15 protein-coding genes are annotated in these 15,487 nt (G+C 63.8%); 7 read left to right on the forward strand and 8 right to left on the reverse strand.

Annotated features, from left to right (window positions below; all coding sequences use genetic code 11):
- Positions 1-53: 53 nt before the first annotated feature.
- The 4 genes from VM99_21550 (at position 54) to VM99_21565 (ending at position 6,394) form a co-directional block, all read left to right on the forward strand.
- Positions 54-1,175, forward strand: a complete 1,122-nt coding sequence (locus VM99_21550) for an ATPase AAA (GenBank protein AKK00529.1) — start codon at positions 54-56, stop codon at positions 1,173-1,175.
- Positions 1,176-1,246: 71 nt separating this feature from the next.
- Positions 1,247-1,615 (forward strand): hypothetical protein, encoded by a 369-nt coding sequence (locus tag VM99_21555; GenBank protein AKK01822.1) that lies wholly within the window; start codon positions 1,247-1,249, stop codon positions 1,613-1,615.
- Positions 1,615-3,444, forward strand: a complete 1,830-nt coding sequence (locus VM99_21560) for a hypothetical protein (GenBank protein AKK00530.1) — start codon at positions 1,615-1,617, stop codon at positions 3,442-3,444. Before VM99_21555 ends, VM99_21560 begins: the two co-directional genes overlap by 1 nt.
- Positions 3,431-6,394 carry a hypothetical protein gene (locus tag VM99_21565; GenBank protein ID AKK00531.1) on the forward strand — a complete coding sequence of 988 codons (2,964 nt, stop codon included), beginning with the start codon at positions 3,431-3,433 and terminating at the stop codon, positions 6,392-6,394. The genes VM99_21560 and VM99_21565 overlap by 14 nt, the downstream gene beginning before the upstream one ends.
- 19 nt (positions 6,395-6,413) lie before the next feature.
- Here VM99_21565 and VM99_21570 read toward each other — a convergent pair whose 3' ends face one another.
- Positions 6,414-6,839, reverse strand: a complete 426-nt coding sequence (locus VM99_21570; protein ID AKK00532.1) for a glyoxalase — start codon at positions 6,837-6,839, stop codon at positions 6,414-6,416.
- Between the two features lie 152 nt (positions 6,840-6,991).
- Between VM99_21570 and VM99_21575 the strand changes: the two genes are divergently transcribed.
- A complete protein-coding gene (locus VM99_21575; protein ID AKK00533.1) occupies positions 6,992-7,870 on the forward strand; it encodes a LysR family transcriptional regulator in 879 nt (292 codons plus the stop codon).
- Between the two features lie 11 nt (positions 7,871-7,881).
- On the opposite strand, the gene VM99_21580 is transcribed toward VM99_21575, so the two are convergent.
- The 6 genes from VM99_21580 to VM99_21605 all read right to left on the reverse strand — a co-directional run bounded on the left by VM99_21580 (position 7,882) and on the right by VM99_21605 (position 12,259).
- Positions 7,882-8,664 carry a methionine aminopeptidase gene (locus VM99_21580; protein ID AKK00534.1) on the reverse strand — a complete coding sequence of 261 codons (783 nt, stop codon included), beginning with the start codon at positions 8,662-8,664 and terminating at the stop codon, positions 7,882-7,884.
- A 2-nt stretch (positions 8,665-8,666) separates the two neighbouring features.
- Complete coding sequence (locus VM99_21585; GenBank protein AKK00535.1) at positions 8,667-8,873, reverse strand: hypothetical protein; 207 nt, start codon at positions 8,871-8,873, stop codon at positions 8,667-8,669.
- A 117-nt stretch (positions 8,874-8,990) separates the two neighbouring features.
- Positions 8,991-9,188 carry a hypothetical protein gene (locus tag VM99_21590; protein AKK00536.1) on the reverse strand — a complete coding sequence of 66 codons (198 nt, stop codon included), beginning with the start codon at positions 9,186-9,188 and terminating at the stop codon, positions 8,991-8,993.
- A 20-nt stretch (positions 9,189-9,208) separates the two neighbouring features.
- Positions 9,209-11,134 carry a fusaric acid resistance protein gene (locus tag VM99_21595; protein AKK01823.1) on the reverse strand — a complete coding sequence of 642 codons (1,926 nt, stop codon included), beginning with the start codon at positions 11,132-11,134 and terminating at the stop codon, positions 9,209-9,211.
- Between the two features lie 17 nt (positions 11,135-11,151).
- On the reverse strand, positions 11,152-12,060 hold the full coding sequence (locus VM99_21600; protein ID AKK00537.1) for a membrane protein: 909 nt from the start codon (positions 12,058-12,060) through the stop codon (positions 11,152-11,154).
- Between the two features lie 10 nt (positions 12,061-12,070).
- Positions 12,071-12,259: a hypothetical protein gene (locus VM99_21605; GenBank protein AKK01824.1), complete on the reverse strand. Its 189-nt coding sequence runs from the start codon at positions 12,257-12,259 to the stop codon at positions 12,071-12,073.
- Between the two features lie 127 nt (positions 12,260-12,386).
- On the opposite strand from VM99_21605, the gene VM99_21610 reads away from it, so the two are divergent.
- Positions 12,387-13,181 (forward strand): transcriptional regulator, encoded by a 795-nt coding sequence (locus tag VM99_21610; GenBank protein ID AKK00538.1) that lies wholly within the window; start codon positions 12,387-12,389, stop codon positions 13,179-13,181.
- 29 nt (positions 13,182-13,210) lie between these two features.
- Here VM99_21610 and VM99_21615 read toward each other — a convergent pair whose 3' ends face one another.
- Positions 13,211-13,729: a hypothetical protein gene (locus VM99_21615; GenBank protein ID AKK00539.1), complete on the reverse strand. Its 519-nt coding sequence runs from the start codon at positions 13,727-13,729 to the stop codon at positions 13,211-13,213.
- 231 nt (positions 13,730-13,960) lie between these two features.
- Between VM99_21615 and VM99_21620 the strand changes: the two genes are divergently transcribed.
- On the forward strand, positions 13,961-15,487 hold the full coding sequence (locus VM99_21620) for an FAD-dependent oxidoreductase (GenBank protein ID AKK00540.1): 1,527 nt from the start codon (positions 13,961-13,963) through the stop codon (positions 15,485-15,487).

Here is a 15,487-nt window from a genome sequence, read left to right on the forward strand (position 1 = left end):
TTCGCCCTCGCCTTCAGGCAAGATAGGCCCTTTCAGATTCAGGGAAGATCCCCATGTCCGCTTCGCTCGACCTCGCCGCCACCCAGATCCGTCAGGCAGTACGCGCCGCCACCGAAGGCCTGGTCGGCCGTGAGCAACTGGCCGAGTTGATCGTGCTGGCGGCGGTTGCCCAGGAGCACATCCTGGTCGTGGGCCCGCCCGGCACGGCGAAAAGCGCGGTGGTGCGTCGGGTCGCCCAGTCCATGGGCGGGCGTTATTTCGAATACCTGCTGGGACGCTTCACCGAGCCTTCGGAGCTGTTTGGCACGGTGGACCTGAAGAAACTGCGCGAAGGCACGGTGGAAACCGACACCAGCGGCATGCTGCCCGAAGCCGACATCGTGTTCCTGGATGAAGTGTTCCTGGGCTCGACGGCCATTCTCAACACCCTGCTCGGCGTGCTCAATGAGCGACGGTTCCGCCGAGGCCACACCCAGGTCCAGTGCCCCTTGCGCGTCTGCGTCGCTGCGGCGAACGGCCTGCCCGACGACGAATCGCTGGCGGCCTTCGGCGACCGATTCCTGCTGCACCTGTTCGTGGATGCCGTCCCCGACAACCAGCTCGAAGCGATGCTGGCCGGCGGCTGGCAGTCCGAACAACGCCCGGTCCCGCAACTGCTGGGGCTGACGCCGCTCGACACGCTGGGCCAGGCGCTCAAGGACGTCGACCTGTCCCGGGTGCGCCCGGCACTGGCCCAGGCCATTCGCCGGTTGCGCGAAGCCGGAATCCAACTGTCCGACCGCCGTATCGTCAAATCCCAGCGCCTGATCGCCGCCGCCGCGTTGCTGCGTGGCCACCGCGAAGCCAGCGAAGCCGACCTCTGGCCGCTGCTCTATGTGCTGCCGACCCGCGAGACCCAGCAGCACGGTCGCGAGGTGCTGAAAGACCTTTTGGCCCAGTGCAACAACAGCCATCTGTTCAGTGCCGTCGAAGAAGCGACGCTGCAACCGATGGCTCGCCTGCATCGCCTGCTGGAAACGGCCGAGGATTACCTGGGGCGCAGCGAGCCGCCGGCCAGCCCCTTGCTGGAAGCGCTGCTGCGTGAGATCGACGCCAACTTCAACAGCCAGACCATCCCCCAGCGGCTGCATGAGGTGCGCGGAAAAGTGGCTCACCTGCTGAGCGCCCAGGCATGACGAACAGGGCCACCCCTGCCCTCGACTGGCATTGGCGAGCGCGGCGTGAGGCCGGTCAACCCCAGGCGGCCGTGGCCTGGGGTGATGTCGCAGCGCGTCTGCACGCACGCCTGCTGCGCATGCCTGAGGATCAAACCGCTCGCCTGCAAGCCACGGCCAACCGGGACGTGCTGATCGTCACCGGCCATGTGGATGACCTGCCGTGGGTCGAGGGTGTCGACTACGCCTGTAGCGAGCCCGCCGCTCCCGGCCTCTGGCTGCCCACCAGTTGGGAACCCGATATGCCGGTGGACCTGATGGGCCAGGCGCTGCTCGACAGGTTCGCCCGCGCGCCGTTGCTGTTGTGGCACGCGCCCAGGGCGGTTCTGCCCCTGGACCGCTGCCTGCCCGTCACGGCCCGGCATCTGCAACGTATTCAGGATGAGTGGGCAGGTCATTGATGCAATTACCCAAATCCCTGCAACCCTGGCGGGACTGGCTGCAATGGTTTGCCCCCGAACAACTGCCGGTGCTGACCGACCTGTTCACCCGCCTCAACCCGTTGCTGGGTCCGTTACGCGGCATGCAGCCGGGCGGCGACCCCGAACCCGACGGCCTGGGCGACCTGCAACGCCGCGGCCCCTATGAACGACTGCTGACCAGCGAATGGTTGCTGGCCGATGAGTTGCCCGACGAGTTTCTACGCAGGGCGGTGGTGGGCGAGCATCTGTTTTTGGCGCCGCGCTACCGCACGCATCACGCCAACCGCATGATTGTCGTGCTCTTTGACGCCGGCCCCTTGCAACTGGGCGGCCCGCGACTGGTGCACCTGGCCCTGCTGATCCTGCTTGCCCGCCGTGCCAGCGAAGCCGGGGCCGAATTGCGCTGGGGCATTTTGCAGGAAGCGCCTCGACTGAACGAGTTCAAGGGCGCCGCGCATTTGAAGCAGTTACTCAGCGCCCGTACCTATCAGACCGTCAGTGACGAGCACTGGCGCACCTGGTGCGCCTGGCTGTCGGAACAGGCGTACGACAGCGGCGAACGCTGGCTCGTCGGTCAGCGCCTGCCGCCCACCGATAGCCGTTCGTGCACCCACCGGGTGCAGATTCAAGACAGCCTCGATGGCCGCAGCCTGATGTTCTCGCTACAGGCCGCAACCACCCGGCAAATCGCCCTGCCCTTTCCCGACAAACGCCAGGCCCTGCAACTGATCAAAGGCGAGTTCGACACCGCTCGACAGTTGGCGCGCACGCCGGTCAAGACCCCCATTGCCCGGGTGGTCCTGACCCTGGCGCCGATCATCGCCAGCAGCGGCTCCCATGTCGCCCTGAAAATGCTCGACGAGCCCGGGCTCGTGGTGATCAAGCTCCCGGCGCCACGGCAGAAAAAACCGCTCGAGGTTCGCAAGACTCTCTGGAACAGCCGTGGCACGCCGCTGGCGATCACATTCCCAGGGCGCATGCCCGGTGCGATCCTGAGCTTCGACGAGCAGTTGGTCTTCTGGAACATGGACTTCGTCAAGGCGGCCGCCCGGCCTGAACGTAATCAACTGCAGATCCCCGTGGGCACGGCCACGCTGCTGCCCATGGTCTGGTTGCACAACGGCACCCACGGCGCAGCTTTCCTGCTCGACAACAAGGGACACCTGGCCTTCTGGGTGACCGACAACGGCAAGCTGCCGCCGCAGCGCGCGTCGGGGATGACGCATTCGATGGCCGATAACGTGGTGGGCATGGCGCAGGTCAGTCGCGACATGCTGGTCTATCTGCGCCAGGAAGCCGGTCGGCTGTATGTCCATCGGCTCAATGCCTGGCTCAGCCAGCCCGCGAGCGATCTGGTGGGCACGGCGAACGACGTCGCTCAGGTATTGTTCCCGGCCAGTGCATGCTGGAACCGGGCCTTTCACGGCTGTGCCTGGATGCGCCTGGTCGACGGCCACCAGCAGTGGCAGCTGGTCGCCCCCGACCTTCAGACCGTGCAGGTCGACCTGGCGCCAGGCTGGAAAGGCCTGGGATTGCTGATCGGTGACGACGAAGTCTTTTCCATGGTCCTGCTCAGCCCTCACCAGCAGACGGTCGCCCTGTACTGCCAGGGTGAGCAGCAGGCGCTGTTCACCACCCAGGACCCCATTGCCAGGATTACCTTCTGTCCGATGAGCGGGTTGGTCGCTGCACTGACCAAGGCTCGCGAGTTGGTGGTGTATGCGGTCCGGGAGGAACGCAGGGTCCTGCAGGTCATGTGCAATCCGCCGCAGCCATATTCGGAGCTAAGCACCTATGTCCGGTCCTGATATCGTCATGATCCGCCGGCCGGTGCTGAGCGGCTATCAACCGATCGAGGCATTGTGGTTTCCCGCCGAGCGCTTCAGTGAGCATGAACGGGCTCGGCTGATCCTGTCCCACTGGCAAACCGACGCCAAGGCCTATCGCTTTGCCGACGGCGACCTGCTGCGTTTTCCCAAGGCTTGTGCACGGCTGTGCGAGGGGTTGGCCGGCTGGCCGTTGATTCGCCAGGGGCGAACGCTGTGCTCGGCGCGGCTGAGCAACGAGGAAATGCAGCACCTGGCACCCGCCGATGTCTGGCTGGTACGCGGCACCCAGGTCAGTGCGCTGCACCTGCGCGACGCCACGGCATTGGCCCCCGGCCAATGGATCGACGTCAGTCAGTACGCCCTGCTCGCCACTTATGACTGCCGCGATGCATTGCCAGAACCCCACGCCGAGCCGCTGGTTGTGCAAACCGATATCCGGGAGATCCTCGGCGATTCACTGGCGCCGGTCAGCCCCGAGCGCGAGGGGGTGATGCGGGCCCTGTTGGAGCGCCAGCGTCAGGCTGCCGTCGACAAGGCAACGGCAGCCCACCGCCCGCCCGCCTCCGCGTCTCACTCGCAGGGCCGAGGCCCGTTGAAAGATGGCCTGCCAGGCTTCATTGGGGTGGCCGTGGGCACCGGTATCTTCGCCATCAATGCCCTCAACGGTACGCGGTCCCCGACCACCGCGCCGCCTGCTGAAACCGTCAAGCCGCCGCGAACGGTGGATCCTTCCGGGTTCGACCTGGACAATGCCCTGGCGTGGGCGCTGATCGGGACTGTGTTTTTCGTACTCTTCATGTTGGCATTGATGGCCGGGCGTGCCTGGGTGCGGCGCGACGGCGTGAGGACGACGACTGGAAAAGCCACCCATGTTGCCGATGCCGCCCGCCCCGTGCAGCCGAGCGTGCCACCGCGGGCCTCGGGCCGGCCGCGAGGCCCGGCCAGGTGGCGACGCTGGTTGACCCAACTGACTCGTCACTCGCGACTGTCAGCGCTGTACGGCAAACGACAGGCCGCCTACATGCAACGCATGCTGGACATGTTCGAGAACGGCAACCTGGAAGAAGCCTTGCGCCATGCCATTCCGCTGGGCGGCGGCCAGGGCGATGCCGGCCAGGCATTCGGCACCCCCACCCGGCGCCAGGACCTGACGCTCAGCCAGCACTCAGTGCCCGGCACCCGCTTGCTGTTCGAGGCCGATCTGGAAAGCCACCTCAAGCAGGTCTACCGGCAGTCCTTCGAGCGACTGGATCGCGAGGGGCGGATCGAGGAAGCCGTGTTCGTGCTGGCCGAACTGTTGAGGGCGCGACAGGAAGCGCTCGATTACCTGGAAAAGCAGCAACGCCATCAACAGGCCGCCGACCTGGCCCTGGCCTGGGACATGTCCGCCTCGACCATCGTGCGCCTGCTATGCCTGGCCGGGGATTGGCAGCGAGCGCTACAAGTCGCCCGGCGCGACAATGCGTTCGCCGATGCCGTTATCCTGCTCGAAAAGAAATGGCCCGAAGCCGCTGCGCGCCTGCGCCTGGAATGGGCGCTGGCCCTGACTGAAAAAGGCCTGTGGCTGCAGGCGGTGGACGTCATCTGGAGCCTGCCGGCAGAGCGCGAACGCGCCGCACAATGGCTGCTCGCCGCCGAGGCCGCAGGCGGCAGCCTGGCCATTGGCGCCTTGGTCAAACGCGCCATCCTGCTCCCCGACACGCTCACGGCCTATGAAACCTGGGTCGAGACACTGCGCAGCGATCCGGCGCGGGTCATGGACCGCGCCACCCTCGCCCAGGCGCTGCTGGCGCACAAGGCCTACAGTCCAGCGCTGGCCTGGCTGGCAGCCGCGACCGTGCGGGCAATCATTTGTGACCAGGCCGGGCCACAGGCCCACCTGACCCAGAACCAGCTCCAGGCGCTGGTTAAAATGAGCAAGGACAAATTGCTCCAGGCAGACCTGCCCGGCAACGGCCTGCCTCGAAACAAACGCCTCAACCAAGGCCTTGAGCGGTTCAGCGACCCGTTGTCATTCACCGCGCCAGACAGGGGCGTTCGGGCGATCTGCGATGCCGTGCCGTTGACGGATGGACGCTACCTGCTGGCGCTGGGCGAAGCCGGTGCGTCGGTCGTCGAAGCCAACGGCAAGTGCGCCTTCCACTTCCCGGTGCCGACCCAGGTCATTGTGCTGGGCCACAGCCGCCAGGTCGCGCTGGCGCTGGCACGGCGCGGCGACGTCTGGCGCATCTGCAAGCTGGACCTGGTCAATCGCAGCGCCAGCGACTTGGGCGTGCTGATGCTGGACGCCTTCGCCAGGACGTTCGACGGCACGGCCTGGACCGTTGGCCGCGGCACGCAGTTGCGCGTCGTGGACGTGGGTCGCCGACTCGAAACCCTGTGGCACGTCGGTGACCTGCCTGGGCAGATCACGTCGATTCGGGATGACGAGCACAATGAATCGGTCTTCCTGCAGACCCCGCAGCAAGCGCTGCTCTGGCACTACCGCTTGCCCGAGCGCCGATTGCTGCGCCGTGAACCGCTGCCCGTCCGGCGTCAGGCGCACAGCTGGCAAGTGTTCGACGCGGTGGGCCGAACCGTCGAATTGTGGATCGAAGACGGCGTCGACAACGATCCCGCGCTGATGGTGTACGAGGGCGTCACGAGCAAGCGCTATCGCCTGCCCGGCTTCAATACGGAGTCCGCCGGCCCGTTGCACGTCTACCCCTTCGCGCAGTGGCTGGTGATAGGTTTCAGGGTCGGCGAGGATGAGGCCCGCTGGCACTTCATACACCGCAGCAGCGACCGGCTCTGCGCCGTCATGGACTGGCCGCTGGAGCATGCGCAACTGCGTTTCGTGGGCAGCGAATGCGTGCTGTTCGATCATCAGGGGCGGTTATGGCAAATCGACGTCGCCCGCTCCACGACCGCGGCCCTGTCGGTGCAGTGATCTGCCGGGCGCGTGCCCTCTATTTTGCGAAGATCTGGCTCATGTCCTTGAATGCCTTGAATTCAAGGGCGTTGCCGCATGGGTCGAACAGGAACATGGTGGCTTGCTCGCCGACCTGGCCCTTGAAGCGAACGTAGGGTTCGATCACGAAGGAGACGCCAAACGACTTCAAGCGTTCGGCCAACGCCTCCCATTGCTCCCACCCCAGGATGATGCCGAAGTGTGGGACAGGCACATCGTGACCATCGACCGGGTTGCTGTGAACACTGTCCTGGGCGGCGGTCTTCGGCTGCTGGTGAATCACCAGCTGGTGACCATAGAAATTGAAATCGACCCACTGGCTGCTGGAACGTCCTTCTTCAAGACCAAAGACTTCTCCATAGAAACGTCGCGCGCCGGGCAAGTCGTAGACGGGGATGGCGAGGTGAAAGGGCGAGAGGCTCATCAGGGGCTCCGATACTGTTGTTGTGATGGGCGAACACCGCCATCGTCATGGCGCCTGGCAGCGGTTGTCGTGGGGAACAAACGCATCGTAGCGGGTAAAACCAACCAGAAAAATCAATATATATTTCTTAGAAGCACAATTAATATTTGTGAATGATCAAAGAACTCAAGACGCTCATTGCGGTGGCGCGCGAAGGCACCTTTGCCGCTGCCGGGAACAGAATCGGCCTCACGCAGGCCGCTGTCAGCGCACAGGTCCAGCGCCTGGAGGCCGAGCTCGGCTTCGAGCTGTTCGACAGAAAAGGCCGCACGGCCCATCTCAACCCCATGGGCCAGCAGGTACTCCTGCAGGCCCAGGAACTGCTCAAGCTCTACGACAACCTGGGCTCCGCGGCGGTGGGGCAACCAGCGAGCGTGCGGGTGAACATCGGTGCGATCGCGTCCGTGCAGCGCTCCTACCTGCCGGATGCCCTGGCCCGGTTTCACCAGCAAAGTCCACTGTGCCGCACGCGTGTCATCCCGGGACTGTCGATGGAGCTGGTAAACCTGGTCGACGCTGGCGAGATCGACCTGGCCGTGATCATTCGACCGCCCTTTTCGCTGCACAGCGATCTGCGCTGGACGACCCTGGCGCTTGAGCCCTACCGCCTGATCGTGCCGCGCCAGGTGCCAGGGGACGATTGGGCGGCGCTGCTTTCCACCCACCCTTTCATTCGCTACGACCGATCCTCCTTCGGTGGCAGGCAGGTCGATCGCTTCCTGCGCCAGATGCACGTCACCCCGCACGAAGTCTTCGAACTGGATGAGCTGGAGGCCATCGTCAAACTGGTCGAAAACGGTGTCGGGGTTGCGCTGGTACCGCAAACGACGCAGAACCCGCCCTGGCCGGCGGGCGTGCGAGCACTGGACCTCGGCGTGCACACCTTTCACCGTGATATCGGGTTGATCCATCGTTCTGGCCAGGGTTTGACCGAACCGGCACGGCTACTGGCGGAGCTCATTCGTGAGCACCTCCAGGGCGAGCGCCTCTAACGGCACCCAGACTACAGGGCCGGCACCGGACGCCCGTCCAACTCATCCGAGCGCAACGTCAGCACCGACACCCCAGATGACGTCACCGCCACGGTGTGTTCGAACTGCGCGGAGAGTGCGCCGTCCCGGGTCACCACCGTCCAGCCATCGGCCAGGGTCCTGACGTGGCTGCTGCCCTGATTGAGCATGGGCTCGATGGTGAACACCATCCCCTCGCGCAGCACCAGGCCGGTGCCTGGCTTGCCGAAGTGCAACACCTGGGGTTCTTCGTGCATTTGCTGGCCGATGCCATGGCCGCAGTATTCACGCACCACCGAGTAACCATTGCGCCTGGCGTGTTGCTCGATCGCCGCGCCAATGTCACCCAGCCGCCCGCCTGGGCGTACCGCGCGGATGCCGAGCCACATCGCCTCGTACGTGACCTGGACCAGTTGCCGCGCAGCGGCACTGACATTGCCGATCAGGTAGGTCTTGCTGGAGTCGGCGATATAGCCGTTCTTTTCCAGGGTGATGTCGAGATTGACGATATCGCCATCGCGCAGAATCCTGGAGGGCGATGGCACGCCGTGGCAAACCTGCTCGTTGACCGAGCAATTGAGCACGAACCCAAAGCCATACTGGCCCTTGCTCGCCGGTCGGGCCTTGAGATCGTCGACGATGAACCGTTCCACCATGGCATCGACCTGGAGGGTCGACATTCCTGCGAGCGGGGTTTGGTCCAGCCGCTCGAACACCAACGCCAGCAGTCGCCCTGACTCCGCCATCAGCGCGATCTGCTGCGGATTCTTGATCATGCTCAACTCATCACCAGTGGCTGGGCCCGCACACCCGCGCTGCCGAGCTCACGGCGCATGACCTCGTTGAAGCTCAGATCGGGGTTCATTTCGCATAGCAGTCCGACCTTGATCCAGAAAGCCGCCTGCGCGTTGATGGAACGGCAAGACACTTTGGTAGCGCGGCGCAGTTGATCATGCAGTTCGTCGTCGATGTTCACGATGCCCATTGGTTTCACTCCATACGTTTCGTATATGAAGAGCATATGCTTTGTATGTATTAAAACCAAGGGCAATGGTCGGGCGCCCGCGTTGGCAATCCTGATTCATCAGGGCCGGCGTTGTGATCAGCTCGCCAAGGACGGTTTCTGTTTCTGTGCCTTGGGCGCTCGGGCCGTTGAGTCCTCGTTGCCCGCCGGGCGCGTCTGCTCTTGCTTGAGGGCCTGCTGGCGACGCTCCAGCGCATCAGCGCCGTCCGAAGCCTGGACGCTCCATGGAACAGACATGATCAAACCGAACAGGATTGGAACAAGAAGTGGCTTCATTTCATTTCACCTGGGTTGTGTTAACGAAAGCGTTTGCGCTTATCCGCGCTGACGAGGTGTGCGTACGTTTCGAGCAGCCTCGCCAGCTCCCGATAATCGGCAGCCAGGTCGTGGGCGCCGAGGCGGGTCAGTGAGCTTGCGGTTCGACGGGCCTGGGCCGCGCTGATCGCCGGGTCGGAGGCAGACGTCGAAATCCGTCGATCGCCCCGTCGCGCGCATTGACCAGTCGATGACTCCGGAGCCAGGTCGCGGGTTTTGCGTTGCAGCCGAATCAGTTGCCGGCTCAGTTGCAGGGCCGTGGCGTCGGCCTGGGCAGTCTGCGATTCATCGGCCGCTGCCAACGCCTGCAAGGTCACCCATCGGTGTTGCTGCCTGGCCTGCCACTTGAACGGGTCAATCCGGTGCCCATGACGAAGCAGTCGGTGGGTGTCCTGGTGAATCGCCTTCCTCAACACGTGTGGGTGGCGATGGGGTTTTCCCGGCACCAGTTGGAAGGCCAGCACGCATAGGGCAAGCGCCACGAGCCACGCGAGCGCCTGGTTGGCAAAGTCGGCAAAATCGTACTGGGCAGCCAGGCCTGTGCTGACGAGCGTGTTGAAGCCAATCAGGTAGGCGATGCCTTGCAGGGCGTGACGCGGGCGGGTCGTGGCTTGAATGCCCACGGCCCAGAACGCGATCATCACCACCGTGAGCAGCGCCAGGCCGCTGAGGTGTGGCAGCACCAGGAATTTGCACGCCGCTGCCGCCAATATTCCGTAGACAGTGCCCTCGAAGAAGCGCGCCAGGCCTTGGGTGGGCGCCGGGCTGGTGGCCAGTAACGTGCAGCACGGCCCTAACACCGCCAACAGCGTCGGCCCTTGGTCCCAGGCAGACAGGTACCAGAACGCTGCGGTTGCCAACGTCGCCAGCAGCGCTCGCAAGCCGTTACGCAACGCGTCTGCATAGTGACGATGGAAACCCACCGCGCGGGCAGGCGCCTGGGGCGCATGCTCAAGGCTGGCGAAGCTCACCAAGGCGCTGGACAGGTCAGCCAGTTGGTCCTCCAAGCGCTGCTGGCTCGTCGTGTGCTCAGGTGCTTGCGCCAGGCGAGTTTGCAGCGCCCGGACACGATCGGCCGCTGCGCGAAAGCCGGGTAGCGCGTCGGCCAGTTGTTGCAACGCCATGCCCGTTTGGGTGAAGGCTGGTGAGACACACCGATCGGTCGTGCATTCGTCCAGGACCACGGCGTGCAGGTACGCCAGCCCCGCCTGCAGGTTCGCCTGCCTGGCGCGAATCAGAAAGGACTCGCCTCGACCGACCCCGAGCAGCTCATCCACCTTGTTGATGTCGAGGGCGAGCTGGCGTTGCGTAATCGCCGGGTGCGCACCCTGCTCCGCCTTGAACTGCATGGCCAGCCACTGCAGCGTGCGGGAACAGATGTCCTGGAGGGCCAGGCGCAGTTTCGGCTCGACGGTCTTGCGGCTGAACAAGGTGGCCACCAGGCTCAGGCTCAACACCCCCAATACGACCGCCGTGCACCGCGCCACGATATGATCGAAACCCAACTGCGGCGCGACGATGGCCGGCCCCAGGGCAAGGCAGACGGTGTAACCGGCAACCACGGCTGCCGTGGCCTGGTAGTGCCGCAGCAGGGTCATGGCGCCGACGCAGAGCCCCAGCCATACCCCGATCCCGAGGATGAACAGCAGCATTTTCTGGGCGAACAGACCGGTCAGGAGCAACGCGACAACGAGTCCCACCACGGTTCCCAGCACCCGATTGAAGCCTTTGCCGACCACCGCGCCCTGGAGCGGATGGATCAGCAACAACACCGTCGAAGCCGCCGAGAACGGCGCCTCCAGGTGCAGTTGGAAGCCCAGCCATAGCGCCAGAGTGGCCGCCGCGAGGCTGCGCAGCAGGTAGCCCGAAGGCTGGGGGCTCCATGCGCCGAGCCGTGCCCCGAGCATTTGCAACCCGCGGGCCATCACAGGAAAGCCTGAAGCCACTGCGTCAGCCTCCAACGTGGCGCGGCCCCTGCCTCGGCGACCTCGATGCTGGCAGTCATCCCGGCGGCCAATTCCACATCCGCCGGCACCTTGTCCAGTTCAATCCGCACCGGCACCCGTTGGGCCAGGCGTATCCAGCTGAACGTTGGCGCCACTTGAGGCAAGCCGTTGCTACTGCGCAGCTCATTGCCGTCAGCGATGCCCCTGCCCATGCTCGCCACATGCCCTTCAAGCGGCGTCGCAAACCCCATGAGCTTGATCGATGCCGTGGCACCGACCCGAATCCCCGACAACTTGGTTTCCTCGAAGTACCCGGTGACCCAGAAGCTATGGCTATCGACCACAAAGATGTTGGTCTGGCCCGCCGACGCGTAGTCACCGGGCTGGAGCCGCAGTTGGGTCACGTAGCCGTCCACCGGCGAGCGAAGGGTCGTGCGGTCCAGGTCAAGGCGCGCCTGGGCCAACTGGCTTTGGGCCGCGTCCAGGCGCGACTTGGCCACTGCCAGGTCACGGGCGGCGTTGTCGATCTCCTCCTGCGCGATGGCATCGCCCAACTGATGACGACGCTTGAACTGCGTGCTGCGCTGTTCGAAGACACTGCGCGCCTCGGCCAACTCGGCCGTGCGCTGTTGCTCGGCGAGCAAATAGGCGCTGCGGTCGATCTGATACAGCAGATCACCCTTGGCCACCCATTGGTTGTCGCCCACCCGCAGCCGCTCCACCTGGCCGGACACCTCGGGGGTGATACGGATGACGTGTGCGCTGACCCGCCCGTCCCGCGTCCAGGGCGCCAACTCATAGGCACGCCACAACTGCGAGCAAAACAGCAGGGCAATCAGCCCGAGTCCAAGGGTGACGAGCACCTTGAGCACTTGTTTGATGATCATTGCGCCGCCCTCACCCCTTCAAGACCAGCAGCGAGAGGACGATCAGCGACACGAAAAAGCGCGCCATCTCCGGGTGCCAGGTCCAGTCCAGCCAGCGCCGCATGATCCGTTCCAGCGCCCCGTACACCAGGGCTGCAACCCCCACGTACAGCAAGAAGGGAGGCAGGTAGAGGTGGGCAATTGTGATTTCACTCAGCATCGGTTGCGTCTCGCAGTCGGCAATCACCTTGATGGCCTTGGTGACGATGCTAAGCACTGCAGGGACGTGCCGATATTGAGTATGCTGCCAACCTATAATCAAATTCAGACAACTTGAGTGAGACGGCATGGGCCAGACGCATCTCTCGGCGATGGAACAATTTGAACTGGACAGCTTCGAACAGCCCGCCGTCGCGCTGATGCTGGGGAGCCAGCGACACGACACCGAATTCCCCGTGCATACGCACCGCAAAGGCCAGTTGGTGGTGGCTTATCGCGGGGGCATCGTGTGTACCGTGGAGGATGGGGTCTGGATGGTGCCGTCGGGGTTCGGCGTGTGGATTGCGGGTGGTATCGCCCACAGCAACCGGGTGACCGCCAACGGCAAGATCGGCTACCTGTTCGTGGAACCCGGCGCCGCCGCGCTGCCGCAAAAATGCTGCACGCTGGTGCTTTCCCCGCTGATCCTGGAGTTGATCCTGCACCTGAGCGCCCAGCCCCAGGACTATCCACCGGCCAGTACCCAGGCGCGGTTGGCCAGCGTGCTCCTCGAACAATTGGAACTGGCGCCCACCGAACAGCTGTACCTGCCGCTTCCCGCCTCGACGCAACTGCGTTTCATCGCCCGTAGCCTGGCGCAAGACCCGTCGAATCGCTGCACCATGGCCCAGTGGGCCCATCAGGTCGCCATGAGCGAACGGTCCCTGGCGCGCCTGATCAAGCGCGAAACCGGGCTGACATTCGGCCAATGGCGCAAGCAATGGCAAATCATCGTGGCCCTGCAGAACCTGGCCGAGGGCGAGTCGGTACAACGCACCGCCGAGGCGCTCGGCTACGAGTCAGTGAGTTCGTTCATCAGCATGTTTCGCAAGACGCTGGGGTCGTCGCCGGCGCGGTATATCCGCAATACCGTGACGCGCTAGTCGAAGGCACAGACTACGAGGTGACATGCTTACTTGACGAACTTGAGGCAGGCGAACCCGGTCTTGATCTTCAGTTGTTGAATGGGTTCTACGCTCTCTTGATCGCCGACTTTTTTGATGACGCCTACCCCGCAGAAATGCTCGTCGCGGTTGAAGATAGGGAGAATGCCTGCCTTAGGTTCGCTCCAGGAGCCCTGGACCAGGGTGTAGGTGGCTCCATCCTGTGGCGTGAAGGAGAACGGGATCTTACAAGCGCTGCTTCCAGTGATTTTCCAGTAGGTCAGGATCAGCTCCTTGTTCGCAGCCACCCGGGATTCGATGTGGTCACCGTTTGAAGGCAGGGTCGTGTAACCGGCATAGCAACCGTTGTCGCTAAACGTCATGGCATCGAGCCTCGCACCACCGCCTGTTTTGAGGCGAACGGTTGCGGCGGGGTCATCGGCCCCGGGAACGATGTATTGCTTGCCCTGCAAAAACGAAGTGCAACCGCTCACCACCAACACGCAGGCCAGCAAGATAAACCTGCCGGATTTTTGATTGACGTACATCCATCTCTTCCTGATTCCATTGCCCCCAGCCATTTCAGCGACTTGGGATTGCCGAAAAGCGGCCTGATGGTAATGGATTCAAGGTTGTTCTAACCAGTTCCCAGGGAATACGCCTGGGTTCGCCTTCCTCCATGACCCTATCTGGCCCAACGCCCAAGCCCCATCATTGACAGCACCAGCCTTCAAGACTACTAATGACTCAAAGGTCATTAATAGTCGTGAGGCCAGTTCATGCCACAGACAGATGTGCTCATTGTGGGAGCCGGCCCCACTGGATTGACGCTTGCGCTCTGGCTCCATCGGCAAGGCGTTGCCGTCCGGATCGTGGACAAGAGCAGCGCCCCGGGTGAAACGTCTCGCGCCATGGCGGTGCAGGCACGCACCCTGGAGTTATATCGCCAGCTCGACATGGCCGATGCAGTGGTGGATGCCGGTTACAAGACACCCGCCATGAACATGTGGGCCCGTGGTGATCGCAAAGCACGCTTGCCACTGATCGATGCGGGCGCACGGATCTCGCCCTACCCGTTTGTCCTGATTTACCCGCAGGATCGTCACGAGCGCCTGCTGATCGAACAGCTCCAGGGCGTTGGTATCGACGTCGAACGCCAGACCGAACTGTTGTCTTTCGAGGAAGAGCCAGGCCAGGTCACGGCCCTCCTGCGACATGCCGACGGGCACGAGGAAACGTTCACGGCGTCTTACCTGGCCGGCTGCGACGGCGCCCGTTCCCTCGTTCGTCATGCGACCGGCAGCGGTTTCGATGGCGGCACCTACAAGCAGCTTTTTTACGTTGCCGATGTCACCGCCAGCGGCGTTGAGCCTGCCGGGGAAGCCCATGTGGCTTTCAACCAGTCCGAGTTCGTGCTGGTCCTGTCTTACGGTGAAGCGGATCGTTATCGCCTGATTGGCACCGCCCGGGACGAACGTGCCGAGCCTCCGCAAACCCTGACATTTGCAGATGTCAGCCACGACGCGATCGATGGCCTGAACATCCAGATCAGCGCCGTGAATTGGTTTTCCACCTATCGCGTCCACCATCGCGTCACGGATCGGTTCCGCCATGGCAGAGCGTTTCTGCTGGGCGACGCCGCCCACGTTCACAGCCCGGCAGGTGGCCAAGGCATGAACACAGGGATTCTCGATGCGATCAATCTGGCGTGGAAACTGGCCGCGGTGTTGAACGGCAAGGCTGGCGAGACCTTGCTCGACAGTTATCAGGCCGAGCGCCAGGCCTTTGCCCACAAGCTCGTCGAGACCACCGACAAAGTGTTCACGTTCGCGACCGCCCAAGGCGGGTTCGCCGACTTCGTGCGCACCCGCATCGTCCCCGCGTTCGCGAGTGTCGCGTACAAAAGCGAAAACGTGCGTGAGTACCTGTTTCGTGTCATTTCGCAAACCACCCTCAACTACCACGAGAGTCCGTTGAGCCAGGGTCAGGCAGGTGACGTCCAGGGCGGTGATCGGCTGCCGTGGGTGCCCACGCCCGGTGCGGACAACTACGAACCCCTGCGTGCCATCGGCTGGCAGGTGCATGTCTACGGTGAGGCCAGGCCCGACCTGGTGCAATGGTGCCAGGCCTGCGGCATGGCGCTGCACGTCTTCGCCTGGCAGCCTGAGCACCAAAAGGCCGGGATGGCGCGAGACGCCGTGTATCTGTTGCGTCCGGACACCTACGTGGCACTGGCTGAGCCCAATGCGGACATCGCCGCGTTAAACCGCTATTTCAGTGAGCGCGGCTTTATACTGCCGGTTTGA

It is taken from the genome of Pseudomonas chlororaphis (assembly GCA_001023535.1).
Lineage (GTDB): Bacteria > Pseudomonadota > Gammaproteobacteria > Pseudomonadales > Pseudomonadaceae > Aquipseudomonas > Aquipseudomonas chlororaphis_E.

Bases quoted from the DNA above. Each gene is read 5' to 3' on its own strand.
- VM99_21605 (AKK01824.1), bottom strand. From the start codon at position 12,259: ATGCTGAGTGAAATCACAATTGCCCACCTCTACCTGCCTCCCTTCTTG.
- VM99_21570 (AKK00532.1), bottom strand. From the start codon at position 6,839: ATGAGCCTCTCGCCCTTTCACCTCGCCATCCCCGTCTACGACTTGCCC.
- VM99_21585 (AKK00535.1), bottom strand. From the start codon at position 8,873: ATGGGCATCGTGAACATCGACGACGAACTGCATGATCAACTGCGCCGC.
- VM99_21560 (AKK00530.1), top strand. From the start codon at position 1,615: ATGCAATTACCCAAATCCCTGCAACCCTGGCGGGACTGGCTGCAATGG.
- VM99_21595 (AKK01823.1), bottom strand. From the start codon at position 11,134: ATGCTCGGGGCACGGCTCGGCGCATGGAGCCCCCAGCCTTCGGGCTAC.
- VM99_21620 (AKK00540.1), top strand. From the start codon at position 13,961: ATGCCACAGACAGATGTGCTCATTGTGGGAGCCGGCCCCACTGGATTG.
- VM99_21580 (AKK00534.1), bottom strand. From the start codon at position 8,664: ATGATCAAGAATCCGCAGCAGATCGCGCTGATGGCGGAGTCAGGGCGA.
- VM99_21575 (AKK00533.1), top strand. From the start codon at position 6,992: ATGATCAAAGAACTCAAGACGCTCATTGCGGTGGCGCGCGAAGGCACC.
- VM99_21550 (AKK00529.1), top strand. From the start codon at position 54: ATGTCCGCTTCGCTCGACCTCGCCGCCACCCAGATCCGTCAGGCAGTA.
- VM99_21565 (AKK00531.1), top strand. From the start codon at position 3,431: ATGTCCGGTCCTGATATCGTCATGATCCGCCGGCCGGTGCTGAGCGGC.
- VM99_21600 (AKK00537.1), bottom strand. From the start codon at position 12,060: ATGATCATCAAACAAGTGCTCAAGGTGCTCGTCACCCTTGGACTCGGG.
- VM99_21610 (AKK00538.1), top strand. From the start codon at position 12,387: ATGGGCCAGACGCATCTCTCGGCGATGGAACAATTTGAACTGGACAGC.
- VM99_21590 (AKK00536.1), bottom strand. From the start codon at position 9,188: ATGAAGCCACTTCTTGTTCCAATCCTGTTCGGTTTGATCATGTCTGTT.
- VM99_21615 (AKK00539.1), bottom strand. From the start codon at position 13,729: ATGTACGTCAATCAAAAATCCGGCAGGTTTATCTTGCTGGCCTGCGTG.